Source organism: Ignavibacteria bacterium (assembly GCA_016707005.1).
In the GTDB taxonomy this organism is placed as follows: Bacteria; Bacteroidota; Ignavibacteria; order Kapaibacteriales; family Kapaibacteriaceae; genus UBA10438.
Map to the genome: position 1 here is coordinate 116,851 of JADJIQ010000005.1, position 16,621 is coordinate 133,471.

The 16,621-nt window shown below is 54.1% G+C and carries 14 protein-coding genes; 9 read left to right on the plus strand and 5 right to left on the minus strand.

The genetic code is table 11. The features are described 5' to 3' along the window. Positions 1-71 precede the first annotated feature (71 nt). From IPI29_09080 to IPI29_09090, 3 genes are all read left to right on the plus strand, one after another. Entirely contained in the window at positions 72-3,302 is a 3,231-nt protein-coding gene (locus IPI29_09080) for a hypothetical protein (protein MBK7412690.1), read from the plus strand. Positions 3,303-3,380: 78 nt separating this feature from the next. After that, positions 3,381-4,019: a response regulator transcription factor gene (locus IPI29_09085; GenBank protein ID MBK7412691.1), complete on the plus strand. Its 639-nt coding sequence runs from the start codon at positions 3,381-3,383 to the stop codon at positions 4,017-4,019. Positions 4,020-4,096: 77 nt separating this feature from the next. Further along, the gene (locus IPI29_09090) at positions 4,097-5,407 is read left to right on the plus strand and encodes an amino acid permease (protein ID MBK7412692.1); all 1,311 of its coding nucleotides are present in this window, start codon (positions 4,097-4,099) and stop codon (positions 5,405-5,407) included. A gap of 121 nt (positions 5,408-5,528) precedes the next feature. Here IPI29_09090 and IPI29_09095 read toward each other — a convergent pair whose 3' ends face one another. Together IPI29_09095 and IPI29_09100 are read right to left on the minus strand one after the other, a co-directional pair. Continuing rightward, complete coding sequence (locus IPI29_09095) at positions 5,529-6,260, minus strand: energy transducer TonB (GenBank protein ID MBK7412693.1); 732 nt, start codon at positions 6,258-6,260, stop codon at positions 5,529-5,531. A 170-nt stretch (positions 6,261-6,430) separates the two neighbouring features. Then, a complete protein-coding gene (locus IPI29_09100; protein MBK7412694.1) occupies positions 6,431-7,024 on the minus strand; it encodes a transposase in 594 nt (197 codons plus the stop codon). A gap of 227 nt (positions 7,025-7,251) precedes the next feature. Here IPI29_09100 and IPI29_09105 point away from each other — a divergent pair, with 227 nt between their 5' ends. From IPI29_09105 to IPI29_09125, 5 genes are all read left to right on the plus strand, one after another. After that, positions 7,252-8,808 carry a hypothetical protein gene (locus IPI29_09105; protein MBK7412695.1) on the plus strand — a complete coding sequence of 519 codons (1,557 nt, stop codon included), beginning with the start codon at positions 7,252-7,254 and terminating at the stop codon, positions 8,806-8,808. Positions 8,809-8,832: 24 nt separating this feature from the next. Continuing rightward, a complete protein-coding gene (locus tag IPI29_09110; protein MBK7412696.1) occupies positions 8,833-9,405 on the plus strand; it encodes a helix-turn-helix transcriptional regulator in 573 nt (190 codons plus the stop codon). Positions 9,406-9,501: 96 nt separating this feature from the next. Next, a complete protein-coding gene (locus tag IPI29_09115) occupies positions 9,502-11,766 on the plus strand; it encodes a copper-translocating P-type ATPase (protein MBK7412697.1) in 2,265 nt (754 codons plus the stop codon). Between the two features lie 4 nt (positions 11,767-11,770). Then, on the plus strand, positions 11,771-12,160 hold the full coding sequence (locus IPI29_09120; protein ID MBK7412698.1) for a cupredoxin domain-containing protein: 390 nt from the start codon (positions 11,771-11,773) through the stop codon (positions 12,158-12,160). Then, positions 12,157-13,488 (plus strand): hypothetical protein, encoded by a 1,332-nt coding sequence (locus IPI29_09125; GenBank protein ID MBK7412699.1) that lies wholly within the window; start codon positions 12,157-12,159, stop codon positions 13,486-13,488. The genes IPI29_09120 and IPI29_09125 overlap by 4 nt, the downstream gene beginning before the upstream one ends. 144 nt (positions 13,489-13,632) lie before the next feature. Here the strand turns inward: IPI29_09125 and IPI29_09130 are convergent, their stop codons facing one another. Beyond that, on the minus strand, positions 13,633-14,034 hold the full coding sequence (locus IPI29_09130; GenBank protein ID MBK7412700.1) for a hypothetical protein: 402 nt from the start codon (positions 14,032-14,034) through the stop codon (positions 13,633-13,635). A 67-nt stretch (positions 14,035-14,101) separates the two neighbouring features. Here IPI29_09130 and IPI29_09135 point away from each other — a divergent pair, with 67 nt between their 5' ends. After that, positions 14,102-15,457: an exo-alpha-sialidase gene (locus IPI29_09135; GenBank protein MBK7412701.1), complete on the plus strand. Its 1,356-nt coding sequence runs from the start codon at positions 14,102-14,104 to the stop codon at positions 15,455-15,457. A 27-nt stretch (positions 15,458-15,484) separates the two neighbouring features. On the opposite strand, the gene IPI29_09140 is transcribed toward IPI29_09135, so the two are convergent. Together IPI29_09140 and IPI29_09145 are read right to left on the minus strand one after the other, a co-directional pair. After that, positions 15,485-16,315, minus strand: a complete 831-nt coding sequence (locus IPI29_09140; protein ID MBK7412702.1) for a prohibitin family protein — start codon at positions 16,313-16,315, stop codon at positions 15,485-15,487. A 138-nt stretch (positions 16,316-16,453) separates the two neighbouring features. Continuing rightward, the gene (locus tag IPI29_09145; protein MBK7412703.1) at positions 16,454-16,609 is read right to left on the minus strand and encodes a lmo0937 family membrane protein; all 156 of its coding nucleotides are present in this window, start codon (positions 16,607-16,609) and stop codon (positions 16,454-16,456) included. Positions 16,610-16,621 lie beyond the last annotated feature (12 nt).

The window sequence follows — 16,621 nt, forward strand, 5'->3', positions numbered from 1 at the left end:
GTATTGGGATGGGATTCATCACGGAAAACCGTGATTTAGCTTCCTACCTGATTTCAGGTATATTCAGGGCTATGTTCCGCAGGGTCACCATCGGTTTGGTCATGTGCCTCGTATTGGGCGCTGGGATCACCTCCACACTGCAGGCGCAGGACCCTCGGTTCAGTGTTGAGCGGATCATGGCGGAGGATGGTCAGCCCCTTAGCGCCATCTATAGCGTGATGCAGGATAGCCATGGCTATATCTGGTTTGGGACGGTGAGCGGCCTGGAACGGTATGATGGCTATGGGTTTCGGTCGTACCTCTATGATGCCTTCAATCCTACCGGGCTCTCGGGATATAAGGTGACGACGATCGTTGAGGATAGCTCGGGCTATATCTGGGCAGGGACGCTGACCGATGGATTGAACAGGCTCGACCGAAGAACGGACAAGTTCACGCACTTCATCCATAACCCGCTTGATCCGCAAAGTTTGAGCGGAGCAAAGATCAATGCGCTGATCACGGACAGATATGGAAACGTATGGATCGCAACGGATAAGGGGCTTGACCGGTTCAATAAACGCACGGGGAAGATCGAACGGTATGCAGCCTCGCGTGTGAATGGAAGGTCGTTCGCACAACCAACCTCGTTGTTCGTTGACCGAGTAGGACAACTCTGGGTATGCACGCGCGGTGGGTACTCCGATGATTCATCGGAGGAGACCGGTACGTCCATGAGCGTCTATGATGAGCCAACGGATTCGTTTCGGACGTGGACGCTTTCTACAACGGAACGACGTGACTCTCGGATCCTTGGCAATGGTCCGGACGGAACGCTTGAACTCGGATTTCTGTCGCACGGCAATCGCAACAACGCCGATCCGGACTTCATCCGACGCTTCGACCCGAAGTCGGGCACGGTCCACATCCTTCGCGTAGCCACAAGTATCGAGGGCAGCAGCCGAGCCAAATACGCACTCACGGTGGATCGTGAAGGAAACTGTTGGTATGCATCCATTGCCGGATCGAAGAGTTCGCAAGGGTATCATCCGCACTATTCGGTGTATAGCGAACCGCCGGACAGATTACAGGCAGGGAGTGCCCCTCAGCCCCCTATCACGACCGGACCGATCATCACCGGACTTCCCATCACGTCGTTCCAAGACCGCACGGGTACGATGTGGATCGGCATGGAGGATGGGCTGGTGCGGATAAGTCGCATCGGTTCGGGCATCACCACATGGCGACACGATCCCAACAATCCCACAACCCTGAGCGAACTGCGCATTCGATCGGTGTTACGAAGCAGGGAAGGGGCTCTATGGGTCTCCACAGACTATGGTCTCAATAGATACGATGAAGCAACACGAGGATGGAAACGCTTCTTTGCCGGCGACACAACACGCGGTGCATTGCCGAACAGCACCGTCAACGTGATCTATCAGGATACCGATGGAACGATGTTCTTTGGGACCAATGGCGGACTAGTTGCCTATGATGAACGTCGCGGACGGTTCTATGATCCGCTCCCCCGACTTCGTCAGCTCGATGGTGCACGTCCAATCGTGTGGTCCATCCTCAGAGATCGTAAGGGGCTTCTGTGGATCGGCACGCGGTATGAAGGTCTTGCCCAATGTGGTGCGGATGGAAATCTGATCCAGTGGTTTCGCAACGACCCCAACGATCATAAAAGTCTACTTGCAAGCGGTGTATGGTCGATGCTCGAAGACCGTCGCGGGAATATCTGGGCTAGCACCGATGAAGGACTCTGTCGGTTCATCCCGGAAGAAAAAGCCTTCCGTCGATACGTCCACCAAAAAGGAAACATCCGTTCGCTTTGTGGAACGCGCGTTTGGTCGATCTACGAAGACCACGCCGGAGACATCTGGGCAACATCCTTTGGCGGCGGTATCAGCAGATACAACAGGCAATCCGATGACTTCACCAACATCACATCAAAGGACGGGCTTGTAACGAACAGTGTTGTTGGGTTGCTTGAGGACAATGCCGGTGCGTTGTGGATCGCAACAACGCAGGGGCTTGTTCGGTGGCAGCCGCAGAACAATCGGTTCAAACTCTACGACCGTGGAGACGGACTGCAGGGCAATGAATTCACGTTTAAGGCCTTTTGCAAGGATGCGAGTGGGAGGTTGTACTTTGGTGGCATCAACGGACTGAGTACGTTCCATCCCCTGGACCTACGAGACAACACACGTGTTCCGCCGATCGTGATCACCGGGTTCCGGATCTTTGACCGGCTTACCACCGAAGAACTCTATGACCGCGACACCGTGCGGTTGGACCATTCCGAGAACTTCTTCTCCTTTGAGTTCTCGGCGTTGAACTTTATCAATCCCGGGAAGAATCAATACGCGTACAGACTCGACGGAGTGGATCCATCGTGGGTGACAACAACGAGTAACAGACGAATTGCGAGTTATACAGGGTTGGCGCCGGGAGTCTACACGTTTCAGGTGCGCGGGTCGAACAATGACGGCGTGTGGAATGAGAGCGGCATCGTGATCACCGTGATCATTGAGTCGCCCTGGTGGGGCACCTGGACCTTTCGCGGCATTGTAGGACTCCTTGCCATCATCCTCACCGTTGTCGGCATTCGAATCAGAACCCACGTCGTACGCAAGCACGAGCAGGAGAAGACCAACAGTGCCGTGCAGGCAACGTTGGAGTCGCAGGAGGCTGAGAGACAGCGTATCGCCCGCGACCTTCACGACGGAATAGGTCAGCTCCTTGCCGCAGCCGGCATTAATCTCACACGTTTGCGAGACACCATCATCCGTCGGGCAGCTACAGACAAAGATGCTGCGGAACTCTTGGAGCCCCTTGACAAGACCGAGTGGATCTTGCATCGGACAACGAAGGACGTGCGGACGTTGAGTCACGCCCTTGGTATCAGTACGTTGCAGGAGCTCGGACTTACGGCCGCATTGGGCGAACTCATCTCCAACATCTCCGGCAAAGAAGAGACGCGGTTCGATCTTGTGGCCGTGGGACTTGAGGCAAGACTTGCCGAGCCGACCGAGATCGGTTTGTTCCGCATTGCGCAGGAGCTGATAGCCAACGTGTTACGTCACGCAGACGCCACCGAGGCCAGCGTGCAGGTCATGCAGGAGGGCGACGAGCTCCGCCTCACCGTTGAAGACAACGGCATCGGCTTCGACATGTCAACCGCCCAGGCCGGCATGGGTCTGCGCAACATCGCCGCCCGCGCCGCCGCCATCGGCGGCGAGCTGCATTATGATTCGAACGTGGGGCAGGGCACCACGGTTACCGTGGTGGTCCGGCACTTGGTGCCCGGCACCTAGGGTGCCGGGTGCGTGCCGGGAACCTAGGGTGCCGGGTGCGGCTCCGGGAACATTCTGTAGATTTACGTCCCAAGCCCCATGCTCAACATCCTCATCGCTGACGATCACGACATCTTTATCGAAGCGCTCGTTTCGCTGCTGCAAGACTCGTCCGAGATCAATGTTCTTGCGACCGCTTCCACGGGTCAAGACGCTGTGCGTCTGGTAGAAGAGTATCCAGAAGCAGACGTCCTCGTACTCGACATTTCGATGCCAATGATGGACGGTATTGAGGCGCTCACAGAGATCCGAAAGTCGAAGAGCATGATCCCGGTGTTGATGCTCACGCAGGAGTATGCCGGCGGCACGATCTCGCGTGCGATGAAGGCCGGCGCTTCGGGATATGTTCTCAAGACCGCGGGCCGGGATGAGTTCATGCTCGCAATAGCAACCGTTGCCCGCGGCGAAGAGTACATCAGTGATGCCGCAAAGGCATCGCTCATTCAGCGCGTAACGGGAAAGAAAGAGGCCGGCGAGAACATTCCGCTCACCCGCGCCGAGCTTGAAGTGTTACGTCTTGTGGCCAACGGCAAGACAACAAAGGAGATCGCTGAGCAACTCTTCGTCAGCCCCTTCACTGTTGAGACCCATCGCAGGAACCTCCTGCAGAAGCTCAGCCTTAGGAATGCGGCGGCGCTCGTACGATATGCCATCGAGAACGGACTTGCGGATGAGTAGCTTCTTTAAGCGCCTTCTTCAAGCACCTTCTTCAAGCGCCTTCTTTAAGTGCCTCCGTAAGAGTATGGTTTCGTGACATGAGATCATCCGGCAAAAAGCCCCCTATTCAGTCCAATGGCACACTGAAGATGTTCGACGTCGTGATGCTCGTGATCAGTCTCGTGATCGGGATGGGCATTTTTCGGGCGCCGGCCGTTGTTGCATCACGTTCCGGGAATGAAACGATATTCTACCTGGCGTGGATCACGGGTGGCGTGATCGCGATCTGTGGGGCCTTGGCATTTGCGGACATCGGAAGGAGGATGCCGGTAACCGGTGCGTATTACCGGATCTACGCAAAGGCATATCATCCCGTTGTTGCTTTTGCGGTGAATGTGATCATCCTTGTTTCGAACGCGGCGTCTGCAGCCGGAGTTGCGATCATCGGTGCAGAATACGTCGCATCGTGGTTGCCCGGCGTGCACACGAGCATCACAGCCACTGCGATGATCGTTCTTCTGTACGGACTTAACCTTCTCGGACTTCGTACGAGTGCAACGGTTCAGAACGTTCTGATCGGGATCAAGGTCCTGATGTTGTTGTGCATCATCGCCGCGCTTGTTCTCGTTGATGCCGCGCCGACCACAACGGTCTCTTCCGTTCTTCCCGGTAAGGGGCTTTGGGAGTCGTTTGGACTTGCCTTGATCGCGGTGTCCTTTACGTACGGAGGATATCAATCCACGATCAATTTTGGCGGGGAGATCTCTGATAGCACGAGAAAGATGCCCCTTGCCATCGTTCTTGGAGTGTTGATCATCACCACGATCTATCTGTTGGCGAATCTTGCCTACGTTCACGTGTTAGGGTTCGATCAATTAGCCCACTCCACGTCGATCGCGGCGATGGTTGTGGACAGACTCTTCGGTCCTGCCGGGTCCACTCTCCTCTCCATCGTCCTCGTGATCAGCGTCTTTGGCTACGTGAACGTAGCCATGCTCTCAAACCCACGAGTGATCAATGCGATGAGTGAGGATGGTGTGTTGCCGGCTCGACTCTCCTCCACGTCAGGGGGCTTCCGTCACGGATCTCTGATCGCCTTCACACTTCTGAGTGTGCTCTGCGTTTACGTTGGTGAGTCGTTCGAACGGATCTTGAACTACACGATCTTCATCGACGCTATTGGACTTGCCTGCGGCGCCGCCTCGATTTATTGGCTCGCCGGACCCCGGGTACGCCCGCACATCCACATCGCCGTAGGCGTCTTCGTGATGTCATGCGTCTTCACGGCAGTGAACATCATCATGTTTGACACCACGGCGGCGGTGTATGGCCTAGCCTTGTTCGCGGTGGTCATCCTTACGGGGATCGCGATGTTCATCCGCCGCACCCGGCTTCGCACCCGGCACTAAGCGGCACCGTGCCCGGCACCAAGGGTGCCAGCGGCACCAAGGGTGCCAGCGGCACCAAGGGTGCCAGCGGCACCGTGCCCGGCACCAAGGGTGCCGGGCACGGCTTCCCATCGGGCCTTCGTCAACGACCGAGTCGGAAGCTCACTGGCACGAAGACGTGGCACGCCACATTCTGACCGTTGTTGTTGGCCGGTGTAAACTGAATCGAACGTATTCCATCAAGCGCAGCCTGCTCAAGGATCGGATTGTCGCTCTCAACAACGATGGCAGTAACAATGGAACCATCAACACCGATCAACGCCTTCACGAGCACCGTTCCTTCTATTCCGTTCCGTCGCGCAACGTCGGGATACCTCATCGCCATCTTCAGTGCTTGCTCATCGTAGCTCGGCTCCTTCGTCACGACAACGAACTCATCGTCAACGGTATCCTCTTCGATAGGGGGCTCCATCGTAACTGTGGTTCCTGAACCATTCGGATCTCCAACGGGACCACTACCAAGGTCGCCGTTATCTCCGTCCTGCGGAACAACAACGTTCAGCGTTATGATCTCTGGTTCGGCTACCTTTTCAACGCTCTTGTAGGTCTGGCCGGACGGTTTCCGCGCTGAAACGACCTTTGCCTTTGCATCCGTAGAGCCCCCTACCAGATCATTGATGATCTTCAGCTTCCGGTTATCAATAATGCAAATGCTGACATACTCTGTGATCCCCTTCACAATCGGATAGGTTCTCAGCGTAGACGAGTAAGCGGCTATGAGCACGGCCATAACAATAAGTGCTAGGCCATATCCGGAATACGCATCCCGTTTCATATGAACGGCACGGGGCTGATGACGGTATGAGGCATTCATCGCGGGCTCCCTTCGGTGTATGACCTAAGGACGCAATGATGAAACGGATGGTTACACTGCACAACACCCACAACCCGCGCCCGGCACCTAGGGTGCCGGGCGCGACGCTAGGGCGGATTGTGACACTGCCCGGCACCCTTGGTGCCGGGCGCGACGCTAGGAGTGTGACGCTAGACGAGACGCATGTCTGCAAGGTCTTTCGCCAATTCGAGGTCATCGATCTTGGTAGAGTGGATATTCTCCAAGAGGTACGACTCATACTTTTCGGCAGAACCAAATACTTCAATGATAAAGCTGTGCGCTGCCTGGATCAGCGAACGCAGACCAAGAGTTTCTCGAAGATTCGAATACACCCATTCTGCCGGATGCCGAACGAGAGTACCCTTGATCGGATTGTTGTGTATGTATCTGCAAAGACACTTGAAGTATGAATCCGTGGTCACATGCTTCATTTGGTAGCGTCCTTCATAAATCGTCCCAGTTCTCTTTAGCTGCGCATTCACTCGTCGAGAATACTCCCCGCAAAGCATATGCATGAACAGATCGACTCTCCCCTCTGCTTCAACCCGAACCAACAAGTGAAAGTGATTCGGCATGAGACAGACCGCTATGATCACCACATTGCACTTTTCAGCATACACCTGCATCAAAGTCAGAAAGAGATAGTACATCGTTGGCGAGAAGAAAAGAAGCATACGCAAGGCTCCTCGATTGTAGATGTGGTAGCACTCTCCTACTGCGGCGACGGTTTTTCTCTTCGGCATGTCAGTACTCCTGTTTGTGAATTGGATTCCTGACATAGTGCCTGCACGCCATCCGAACGTGACATCCGAATGGTTTACCCGCGCCCGGCACCCTTGGTGCCGGGAACGTTTCACGGAACTGTTTACCCGTACCCGGCACCCTTGGTGCCGGGTACGTTTCACGGAACGGTTTACCCGCGCCCGGCACCCTTGGTGCCGGGCGCGGTACGGTATTGGTATTTTGCGCGATGCTCCGCGCACTCCTCCTCCTCGCCCTCGGGATCTCCATCCCGTCGCTTTGCGTTCTCGCCGGAGATACAACGGAACATCGCCTCATCGGCAATGCGGCCTTCATTGATGCGCTTACGACGAACGAGCAGGTCCGCACGCTCCTCTCCGACAACGACATCACGGAGATCGTTGGGATCGTTGACGGAGCAGGCGGCCCGGATATCCTCCTCACCTATGGCGATGTCTCGCAGATCCTCTCAACTCCCAACACCGATGCACTGACGCTTCTCAAGTCCCTACAATCGGCCGTCCTCAGTCAACAACGAGGCGCAAGGATCTACCTCAACAGCAAAACACTCAACCTTCTTCGATCCCCTGCCGCGCTCTCACACGCAACGGAACTTCATCACCGCGTTACACCAGGTGCCTCGTATGCATCGCAACTGCATGCTATCACGCCTGCTCTTGCTCGACAGTTCCTACCCACGCTCAGGGATCGGTCGGAACAACAGTTCACGTTCACAGCGAATTCCGATACGCTCGATTGGACTCTCCCCGACTCTCTGGATAGGGGGCTCACGGCTCCTGCTATGTATGCACTCTTCCATGCACGTGCTCGCGCACTCCTCCTACATGGCATGAGCCTCGGCAAACGATCCCAACGGTCGCAGTTCGTCAAACTTGCCATGATCACTTCGGCCATCGCCGATCACTTCCTTATTGATCTCTTTGCCAGCGATCACCATATTGCTGACTGTCACCACGCACCGGAAAGCTCTCTTCATTCACCTGTAACGAACTCTTCTCTTGAACAACAAGGATGCGAAGAGTTCTATCGTACTATTGGAATTGCGTTCCGCTTTGCCCACGACCCGACCATGGAGTTCCTCTACGGCGATGGTTGGTTCGATCCGGCTCAGATCTCACGCGCCCAAACAGCGATCGCTACATCTGTAGACGATGTTGCTGCAACGGTGGTCCCGTATCACGACTATGTAGATGACGTGCTTCGCGTGTTCACAGACAAACCGCCATTCCCCGATCCATACGGTCGCGCATTTCTCTACACCCCGGAACCACTCATTGACGAACGGTACGAGAATGCCCGTGTTCTTGCCCGGTCCGTACGCGGTCCGTTCTTTGAGCTGAGCGCACATGCTCTCACAGTTGGACGCACGGTTGGCTATACGATCGATGCCTCGGCAGGCATCATCTACAATCTCTCATCATTCGGACTTCCTCGCTCCCGTTCAGCAGGCTATGAGACAGTAACGGCCTTTGTACCAAGCGTGATGGCAACGTATGGTTTTGCACGCGATAAGTGGTTTGCACTTCTTCGCGCAGGGTTTGGCGTGCAGCTGTTCGACGCGTTGAAGATCGGACTCTCTGCTGGCCCGTCCGTCAGCGCCGTAACAGTATCGGGCGGCGGTCTTCCAATACCCGTCTTCATTGATGCCAATTTCCTCTCCAAACCGCTATCATATCACGTTGGCTTGGAGTTCTTACTCTCTGTTGCCGTAACACAGAACGCCCCGTATGACCTGCGACTCGGCGCAGCATTCGTGTTCTATTAAAAGGGGCTTTCATATGTTCACACCATGATCACTAACCTTCGTATCAAGAATATGGTGTGTTCTCGCTGCAAACGCGTGATCACTGAAGACCTCACGTCGCTCGGCATTCGTGTGGTGGATGTTCGCATCGGTGAAGCCGTTGTTGAGCACGATAGTTCTCTTCCGCTCGATCGCATCAGAGAGATGCTCATCAAGGATGGATTCGATCTTGTTGAGGACCGTACTACCGCCTTGGTGGAACGCGTGAAGGAGCTCATCATCGATCTTGTGCAAGGTGACAGACTGTCCGCCATGCATCTCAAACTCAGTGAATACATCGAACAGGCCACACAACGAGACTATCGATACATCAGCACGGTGTTCTCACAAACAGCTGGATGTACGATCGAGAAGTATCTCATTGCACAGAAGATCGAGCGCATTAAGGAACTCCTCGTCTACGATGAGATGTCACTCACGGATATCGCCTTCACACTTGGCTATAGCAGTGTTGCCTATCTCTCCAATCAATTCAAACAAGAGACCGGCCTGCCCCCTACCACCTTCAAGAAAGAGGCAGTGCAGGCACGAAAAGGTATAGAGACCATTGGTTCGTGATCGAACCTGAAAATCTTACAAGTGCGGTGTGGTGTACCGTAACATAGAGGGTATTGCAAGGGGCTAGGTTGCATCCGTAATCAACGGAGCAATTTTATGCCTACATCATCATCGCCAACCGGGCAACAAAAAGTCAGCATGACGATCACAGGAATGACCTGTGCCTCATGCGCTGTGAACGTCGAAGAAGCACTGCGCAGACTCGACGGAGTGACAGACGTTTCCGTCAACCCGGTCTCTGATAAAGCCCACGTCACCACACAGGGCCCAATAGCGCCCGAACTCCTCACACAGGCCGTGAAGAAGGCCGGATATCGTGCGCAGATCGATGGATCAGGTGGGTCGAACGGATCCACAGATTTCAAACTTCTGGCTCACCAAGATCTCGTTAAGAGATTCTGGATCGTACTGCCATTCAGCGTGGTAACGATGATCCTGGGAATGACGATGTTCTTCCCAACGGTTCAGGAAACAGTGTCCGAACAAACCCTGAATTGGGTCCAACTCCTTCTGACAATCCCGGTTCTTTGGATAGCCGGACGTGAATACGCAGTGGCTGCGTGGAATGCGGGACTGCATCGCACTGCAACGATGGACACGCTAGTGACGATCGGCACGGGCACAGCATTTGTCTACAGCGCTGTAGCCACCATTGCGCCACAGCTGTTTCATGACGCAGGACAACATCCGCACGTCTATTTCGACACAACGGCCACGATCCTTACGCTGATAACACTCGGCAAGGTTCTCGAAGGACGTGCGAAACTTCAGACCTCAGAGGCCATGGCCAGACTCATGGTCCTTCAACCGTCAACAGCTCGCGTTGTACGAACCGGCCTGGAGATAGATCTTCCTATCGACGATGTTGAAGTCGGAGACACGATCATCATCCGCCCGGGCGAACGTATCCCGATAGATGCGCGTGTTCTGTCCGGCTCCACGTCTGTGGATGAATCAATGGTCACTGGTGAAAGCATTCCCGTGACAAAAACCGCCGGAGCTGTGCTCATTGGAGGTACGATCAATAGAACAGGGATCGTCCGGGCTACTGTGATGCGTGTTGGAGCTGATACAACGCTGCGACAGATCATGCAGCTTGTGGAACAGGCACAAAGCAGCAAGGCACCGATCCAGAGGCTTGCCGATCTGATCAGCTCGTGGTTCGTGCCGGCCGTACTCATCATCGCCGTTGCAACGTTTGTAGCGTGGTTCAATGTGTTGCCGATCGACACGCGCCTAGCTGGCGCTCTGATCAATCTCGTTTCCGTTCTCATCATTGCTTGTCCATGCGCTCTTGGCCTTGCAACACCTACAGCCATCATGGTTGGGACAGGAAAGGGAACGGAATCCGGCCTCGTGATTCGCAATGCCGAGGCACTTGAAACAGCTCATCGCGTGACAATGGTGGTTCTTGACAAGACTGGTACGATCACCATTGGCAGACCGACTGTTACCGACTCGTTGATCCATGAGGAACTCGATGCCCTACATCTCATGTCGGCCATCCATTCCATCGAATCAAAAAGCGAGCACCCCCTTGCTGATGCACTTGCCTCCCACACCAGATCACGTGGTGCTACCCTGACTGACGTCTCAGACATCACCGTGGAGCCTGGTTTCGGGATCCGTGCAGTTGTACATGATCATACAATGTTGATCGGGAATGAAGATCTCCTCAACGCTCACAATATCGTTCGGCAACCGTCTTTTTCCGCTACAGAGGGATCGTGGCAACGGTCAGCTCAGACCGTGTTGTTTGTTGCTCAGGACGGCGAACATGTTGCCTCATTTGCAGTATCCGATACTGTTCGACCCACATCTGCTGTAGCCATCGCCTCACTGCAGAACATGGGGCTCCGTGTTGCATTGCTTACCGGCGATGCACGCTCTACAGCTGCTGCTATTGCTGAATCCGTGGGGATCGACGAGGTCTATGCTGAAGTAAAACCTAGTGACAAGATCGACCTGGTCAAACGGTTCCAGTCTGAAGGTGAGTCTGTTGCAATGGTGGGAGATGGCATCAATGATGCTCCTGCGTTGGCTCAGGCAGACGTCGGGATCGCTATCGGCACCGGAACGGACGTAGCGAAAGAAGCGGCGGACATCACGCTGATGAACAGTGATCTGCGAAATGTGCCACATGCCCTTCAGCTTTCACGCGCCACGATGCGGAACATCAAGCAGAATCTCTTCTTTGCCTTCATCTACAATGTTGTTGGGATACCATTGGCGGCCGGACTCTTCGTTCCAAGCCTTGGCATCGCCCTAGATCCGGCCATTGCTGCTGCGGCTATGGGCCTCAGCTCAGTGAGCGTACTTACAAATGCACTTCGTCTTCGTTCATTTTCATTCAAAGGGTAGACTCATGGACACAACACAATGGATCGTCTCCGGTGCGGGACTCGCACTCATTCTGGGGATCGCATTCTTCTTTTTCACTTCATCGAAAGGAGTCGCTATGTCGGCTACTACAGCAAACGGTATCCAAACTCAACACATTGTTGTAAAGGGTGGATACAGTCCGTCAAAGATCAACGTTCATTCGGGAGAACCCGTACGCCTCGTCTTCGAGCGCCACGAGACCTCTCCATGCAGTGAAGAACTTCTCATCCCGGCGTTCGGTATCAAGCGTGATCTCGCGCCGCATGCAAAGACAACCGTGGAATTCACTCCAACAAAGCCCGGAACATATGAGTTTACGTGCGGTATGAACATGCTACGCGGATCCATCACTGTTGAAGCTGCACACCAATGAAAACGTTCATCATCATCACAATCGCGCTCCTCCTTGCCACTAGGCTAGGGTATGGACAGGAGCATGCACATCACGATCATCAACAGCACGATTCTACAGCTCCAACTTCAGCCATCGATCCATCAACAATGATGACCGCCTCAACGTCACTCTCGTTACCGATGACGCGGAATGGTTCGGGAACCGGTTGGCAGCCGGATGATTCTCCGATGTATGCCATTATGAACCATGATCTTGGTGGTTGGCAATTGATGTTGCATGGATCACTCTTCCTTCGTCAGACATGGGTGAACATCAACAACAGCGATAAGCGCTCCGACTCGAAATTCGATGCACCAAACTACGTGATGGCCATGGCTCAACGTCGTATCGGAGAGAATGGACTTCTTAGTCTTCAAGCAATGATCTCGCTGGACCCTCTCACGGTAGGGGGCGCAGGGTATCCATTGCTATTCCAGACCGGAGAATCGTGGGAAGGCAAGCCCCTTGTGGATCACCAACACCCGCACGATCTGTTTGCTTCTCTGGCGGTGGCCTACACCCAGCGTTTGAACGATGATGTTGACGTTACTGCCTACCTCGGCTATCCGGGCGAACCGGCTCTGGGACCAACGGCTTTTATGCACCGTGCTTCAAGCATCTCCAATCCCGACGCTCCTCTAGGACATCACTGGCTGGATGCAACACACATTGTATTCGGTGTTGGAACGATGGGAGTACGCGTTGGACAGTTCAAGGCCGAAGGTTCGATCTTCACGGGTAAGGAGCCTGATGAGAACCGATACAACTTCGATGCACCGTTGTTCGATTCGTATTCATGGCGACTCTCGTGGGCGCCAAGCAGGTATATCACAGCACAGATCTCGCAGGGATATCTGAACGAACCCGAGTTTGGATCCACGACCGATGTGGTTCGAACAACCGCATCGATGCAATTTTCAGCCGGAGATACAGATGCTTGGTGGTCAGGAATGGTAGCCGGTGGCCACAATGATGCCGGGCATGGTCACGAGGAATTCGCAGTACTTGCAGAAGCCGCAGTTGACCTCTCCGGAACAGTACCCTACGTCCGTGCTGAATGGGTCCAGAAGTCTCGCGAGGAACTAGGATTCGACGAGGAAGGGGCTCACGGAGCGATCGAGGACATCACCTCGGTGACACTTGGGATCTCCCGCAGACTCACCACTATCGCGTTGATCGACGTAAGTATTGGCGCCCAAGCAACGGCGAACTTCTTTGCCGCGTCACTGCAAGGTGCCTATGGGACCACACCGATCTCTGCCCAGATCTATCTGCGGCTCACACCAACATTGTTCGGTATGATGTGATACGACATTGAAGCGCGACGGGACGCCGTCGCGCTCTCGTGTCAATACGGGCCGAACTTCATCGTTGCCACACCAAACAACCCCGATACGGTCGAATTGTCATAGGTCTTGTTTCCTACCACGTTAGAATGTTCACTTCAACATTCACAGCGGGCTCAAACACAAAACAGCTCGTGCTGTAGAGGGTGATGCGATCAGAGACTCCAGCTCTAGTCCGCCATATCCGAATGAGATGCCGGTATCGGCCGGACTGCTCTGGTTATGATGCATCATGTCCGTGTATCCGTATCCGCCGCCACCGATCACGAACGTGCGGTTGATCACCCAGCCGCCTCTGCCGCCAAAGAGCACTGCGGTCTCACCATCCATAGCACCGACCTTTACGACAAGAGCACCGAATCCACCATTATGGATCTCACCGGCGGGGATCAGTGTCTGAACGGGATCTACAGGCTTGGTAGTGTCCTGCGCTGCCAAACTGGCATTGCTCTGTAGAGCAAACAATGCCATTACGATAAATGTGAGGATTGATATGGTCCGTGTCATGATGTACCTCGCAGTTGTTCAATCATTATCTGTGTGCAATCTAGGGGGAAAGCGGTAGGTTGTTGAAATGAAGGCCTACGTACTCCTCCTCCTCTTCATGGCTATCGGCATTCTCCCGTGTCGGACCTTGGCACAGCTCGTTGTGCCCGTCTTTTCAGAACCATCTGCCCAGGGGAGATACCATCCCAAACTCACAACGGCACCGGATGGCAGGATCGTACTTACGTTCTCAGAGAAAGAAGGAACAAAGGCACGTTACTATGTTGCCGTTTCTGATAATGCCGGACGCACCTTTACTACACCGCGTTCGATCGGACTAGCGGAGTTCGGTGCAGCTATTCTGCAACGTCAACCATATGTTGTGCTCGACAAGGACAACATCATGCATGTTGTAGTTGAACAGTCGATCGGCAACAACGAACGCGCCCTGCATCACCGGTCATCATCAGACATGGGTGCTACGTGGAGCATGCCCGTGCGGATCTCTGCAGAGCCCCCTGCCCGACCTCAAGACTTTGCAACGATAGCTGTGGACGATGAAGGGGCTATCTACATCAGCTACATTTCGGTGTTGGCCGATGCGTCGGACGAATACACACACATCTTTCTCGTCCGTTCCACCGATGGCGGAAAGACGTGGTCGCGAGAGAGGCGAGTTGACGCCTTCCCTGTGGGAGGTTGTTGCGAGTGTTGTATTCAGAACATCATCGTGGATGCGAAGGGCGATGTTGTGATCGCGTTTCGATCGAACATCATGAACCGACGGGACATCCACATCGTTCGTTCGTCCGACGGCGGGCAGACCTTTTCTGCTGCGCAGCTGATCCAATCAGAACCATGGTTCATCGAAGGTTGTCCGGGCACAGGTCCATCCATTAGATCCGATTCAACCGGAACTCTTCACATCACCTGGCGCGATACGCGTGATGTGGCGTTCGCCGGCAGCTGTTACTACGCAGCTGTTCCTCCGAATTCCACTTCAACACCGATCAACGTTCTTCTCAATCCGCCCCTTGGCACCGATGGCGAATATCCGATCGTAGCAACCGATCCATCCGGCACCTCAGTTGCAATGGTCTACCATTCATTCGACGGGATCTACTACACTGAACGTGAGATGTTGCCCACGCGGCGCACTCTCTCCACGCAGGGACTCAGTAATCCATGCGTTAGCGTTGTATGGCACGGCAACGGGTTCTTATCGATATGGCAAGAACAACGTGAGTCCGGTGCCGATATCGTCTCCTACCGCACGGATGTTGTCTCTTCAGCTGTTGACTCACCGGAATTCGAATCAGTGCAATGTGGTACGATCATCTTTTACGATGTGCAAGGCCGCATTGTTACAGAGAATCACCCCAACCACGTGGTGTTCGGCGTCTGCACCTCCACACCACGTCACCTACACAGGTCACCTAAATAGGTCACCTAAGCCGGCCACCTACACAGGCTACTGGTTCCCCAGTATCAACGGCATCCCATCCTTGTTCCCCACCACAACGATCTTGGCATTCGGCGAACGTGCGAGTTCGAGTGTTGCTTCGATGCCCTTTTCGCGCAAGATCATATCCGTGAGCGATGCACTGAGGATGCGGTTAGCGCGAGCCTTGCCTTCGGCATCGATGAGCTGACGTTCGGCTTCTTTCTGCGCCTTGGAGAGTTTGAATTCGTATTCAAGCGATTCTTGCTCTTGCTTGAGTTTGTTTTCGATAGCTGTCTTCAATGTGCCCGGCAAGGTAATATCACGCACGAGTACTTCATTGAGCTGAACGAATTGCTTATCCAGGATCTTCTTTGTTTCCGTGTAGATCTCGTCCTGGATCACATCTCGTTTCGAAGAGTAGATCTCTTCCGGTGTGTATCTGCCGATCACACTACGGGTGGCCGAGCGAAGGGCCGGACGCACCACACGGTCGAGATACTCCTGCCCCTTTTCTTGATGCAACTGTGGGAGTTTGTTGTAAAGGGGCTGGAACCAACCCGATACATCAAGCGAGATCTCAAGTCCATTTGAAGAAAGCACGGCCATGGTCTCCTTTGCTTCCTGCTGACGCACCTCATAGACGATCATATCATTCCACGGAGCAACGATATGGAAGCCCTCACCATAGGTGTTCTCTCGATCGATACCGCCGCTGAACGTACGGAATAGAACGCCCGCCTCGCCACCACTGATCGTGACGGACATGTTCAGGACAACGATGAAGAGAAAGAGTCCAACAAACCCAACAAGGATCCACGTAAGGATCTTCTTTGGATTTGACGGTGGGTTGATGTTCATTTTGAAGTCGCGGATGTCGGCCATTATATCCCCTTGAAGAAATGACGTTATGACTCTATGACGTTATGACCAAACTACGAATTCGCTATTCGCTATTCGCTATTCGCTATTCGCTGTTCGCTGTTCGCTGTTCGCTGTTCAAACAGCGCGCCTACCGCTGATCACGCGAAGGATCACAGAGATCAAGGCGATCACAAGGAGAATGTGAACGAGTCCACCAAGGTGGAAGCCGGCATATCCGATGGCCCAGACAATGATCAGGATGACAGCAACATAGTAAAGAAGATTACTCATAGGATTGGCTTT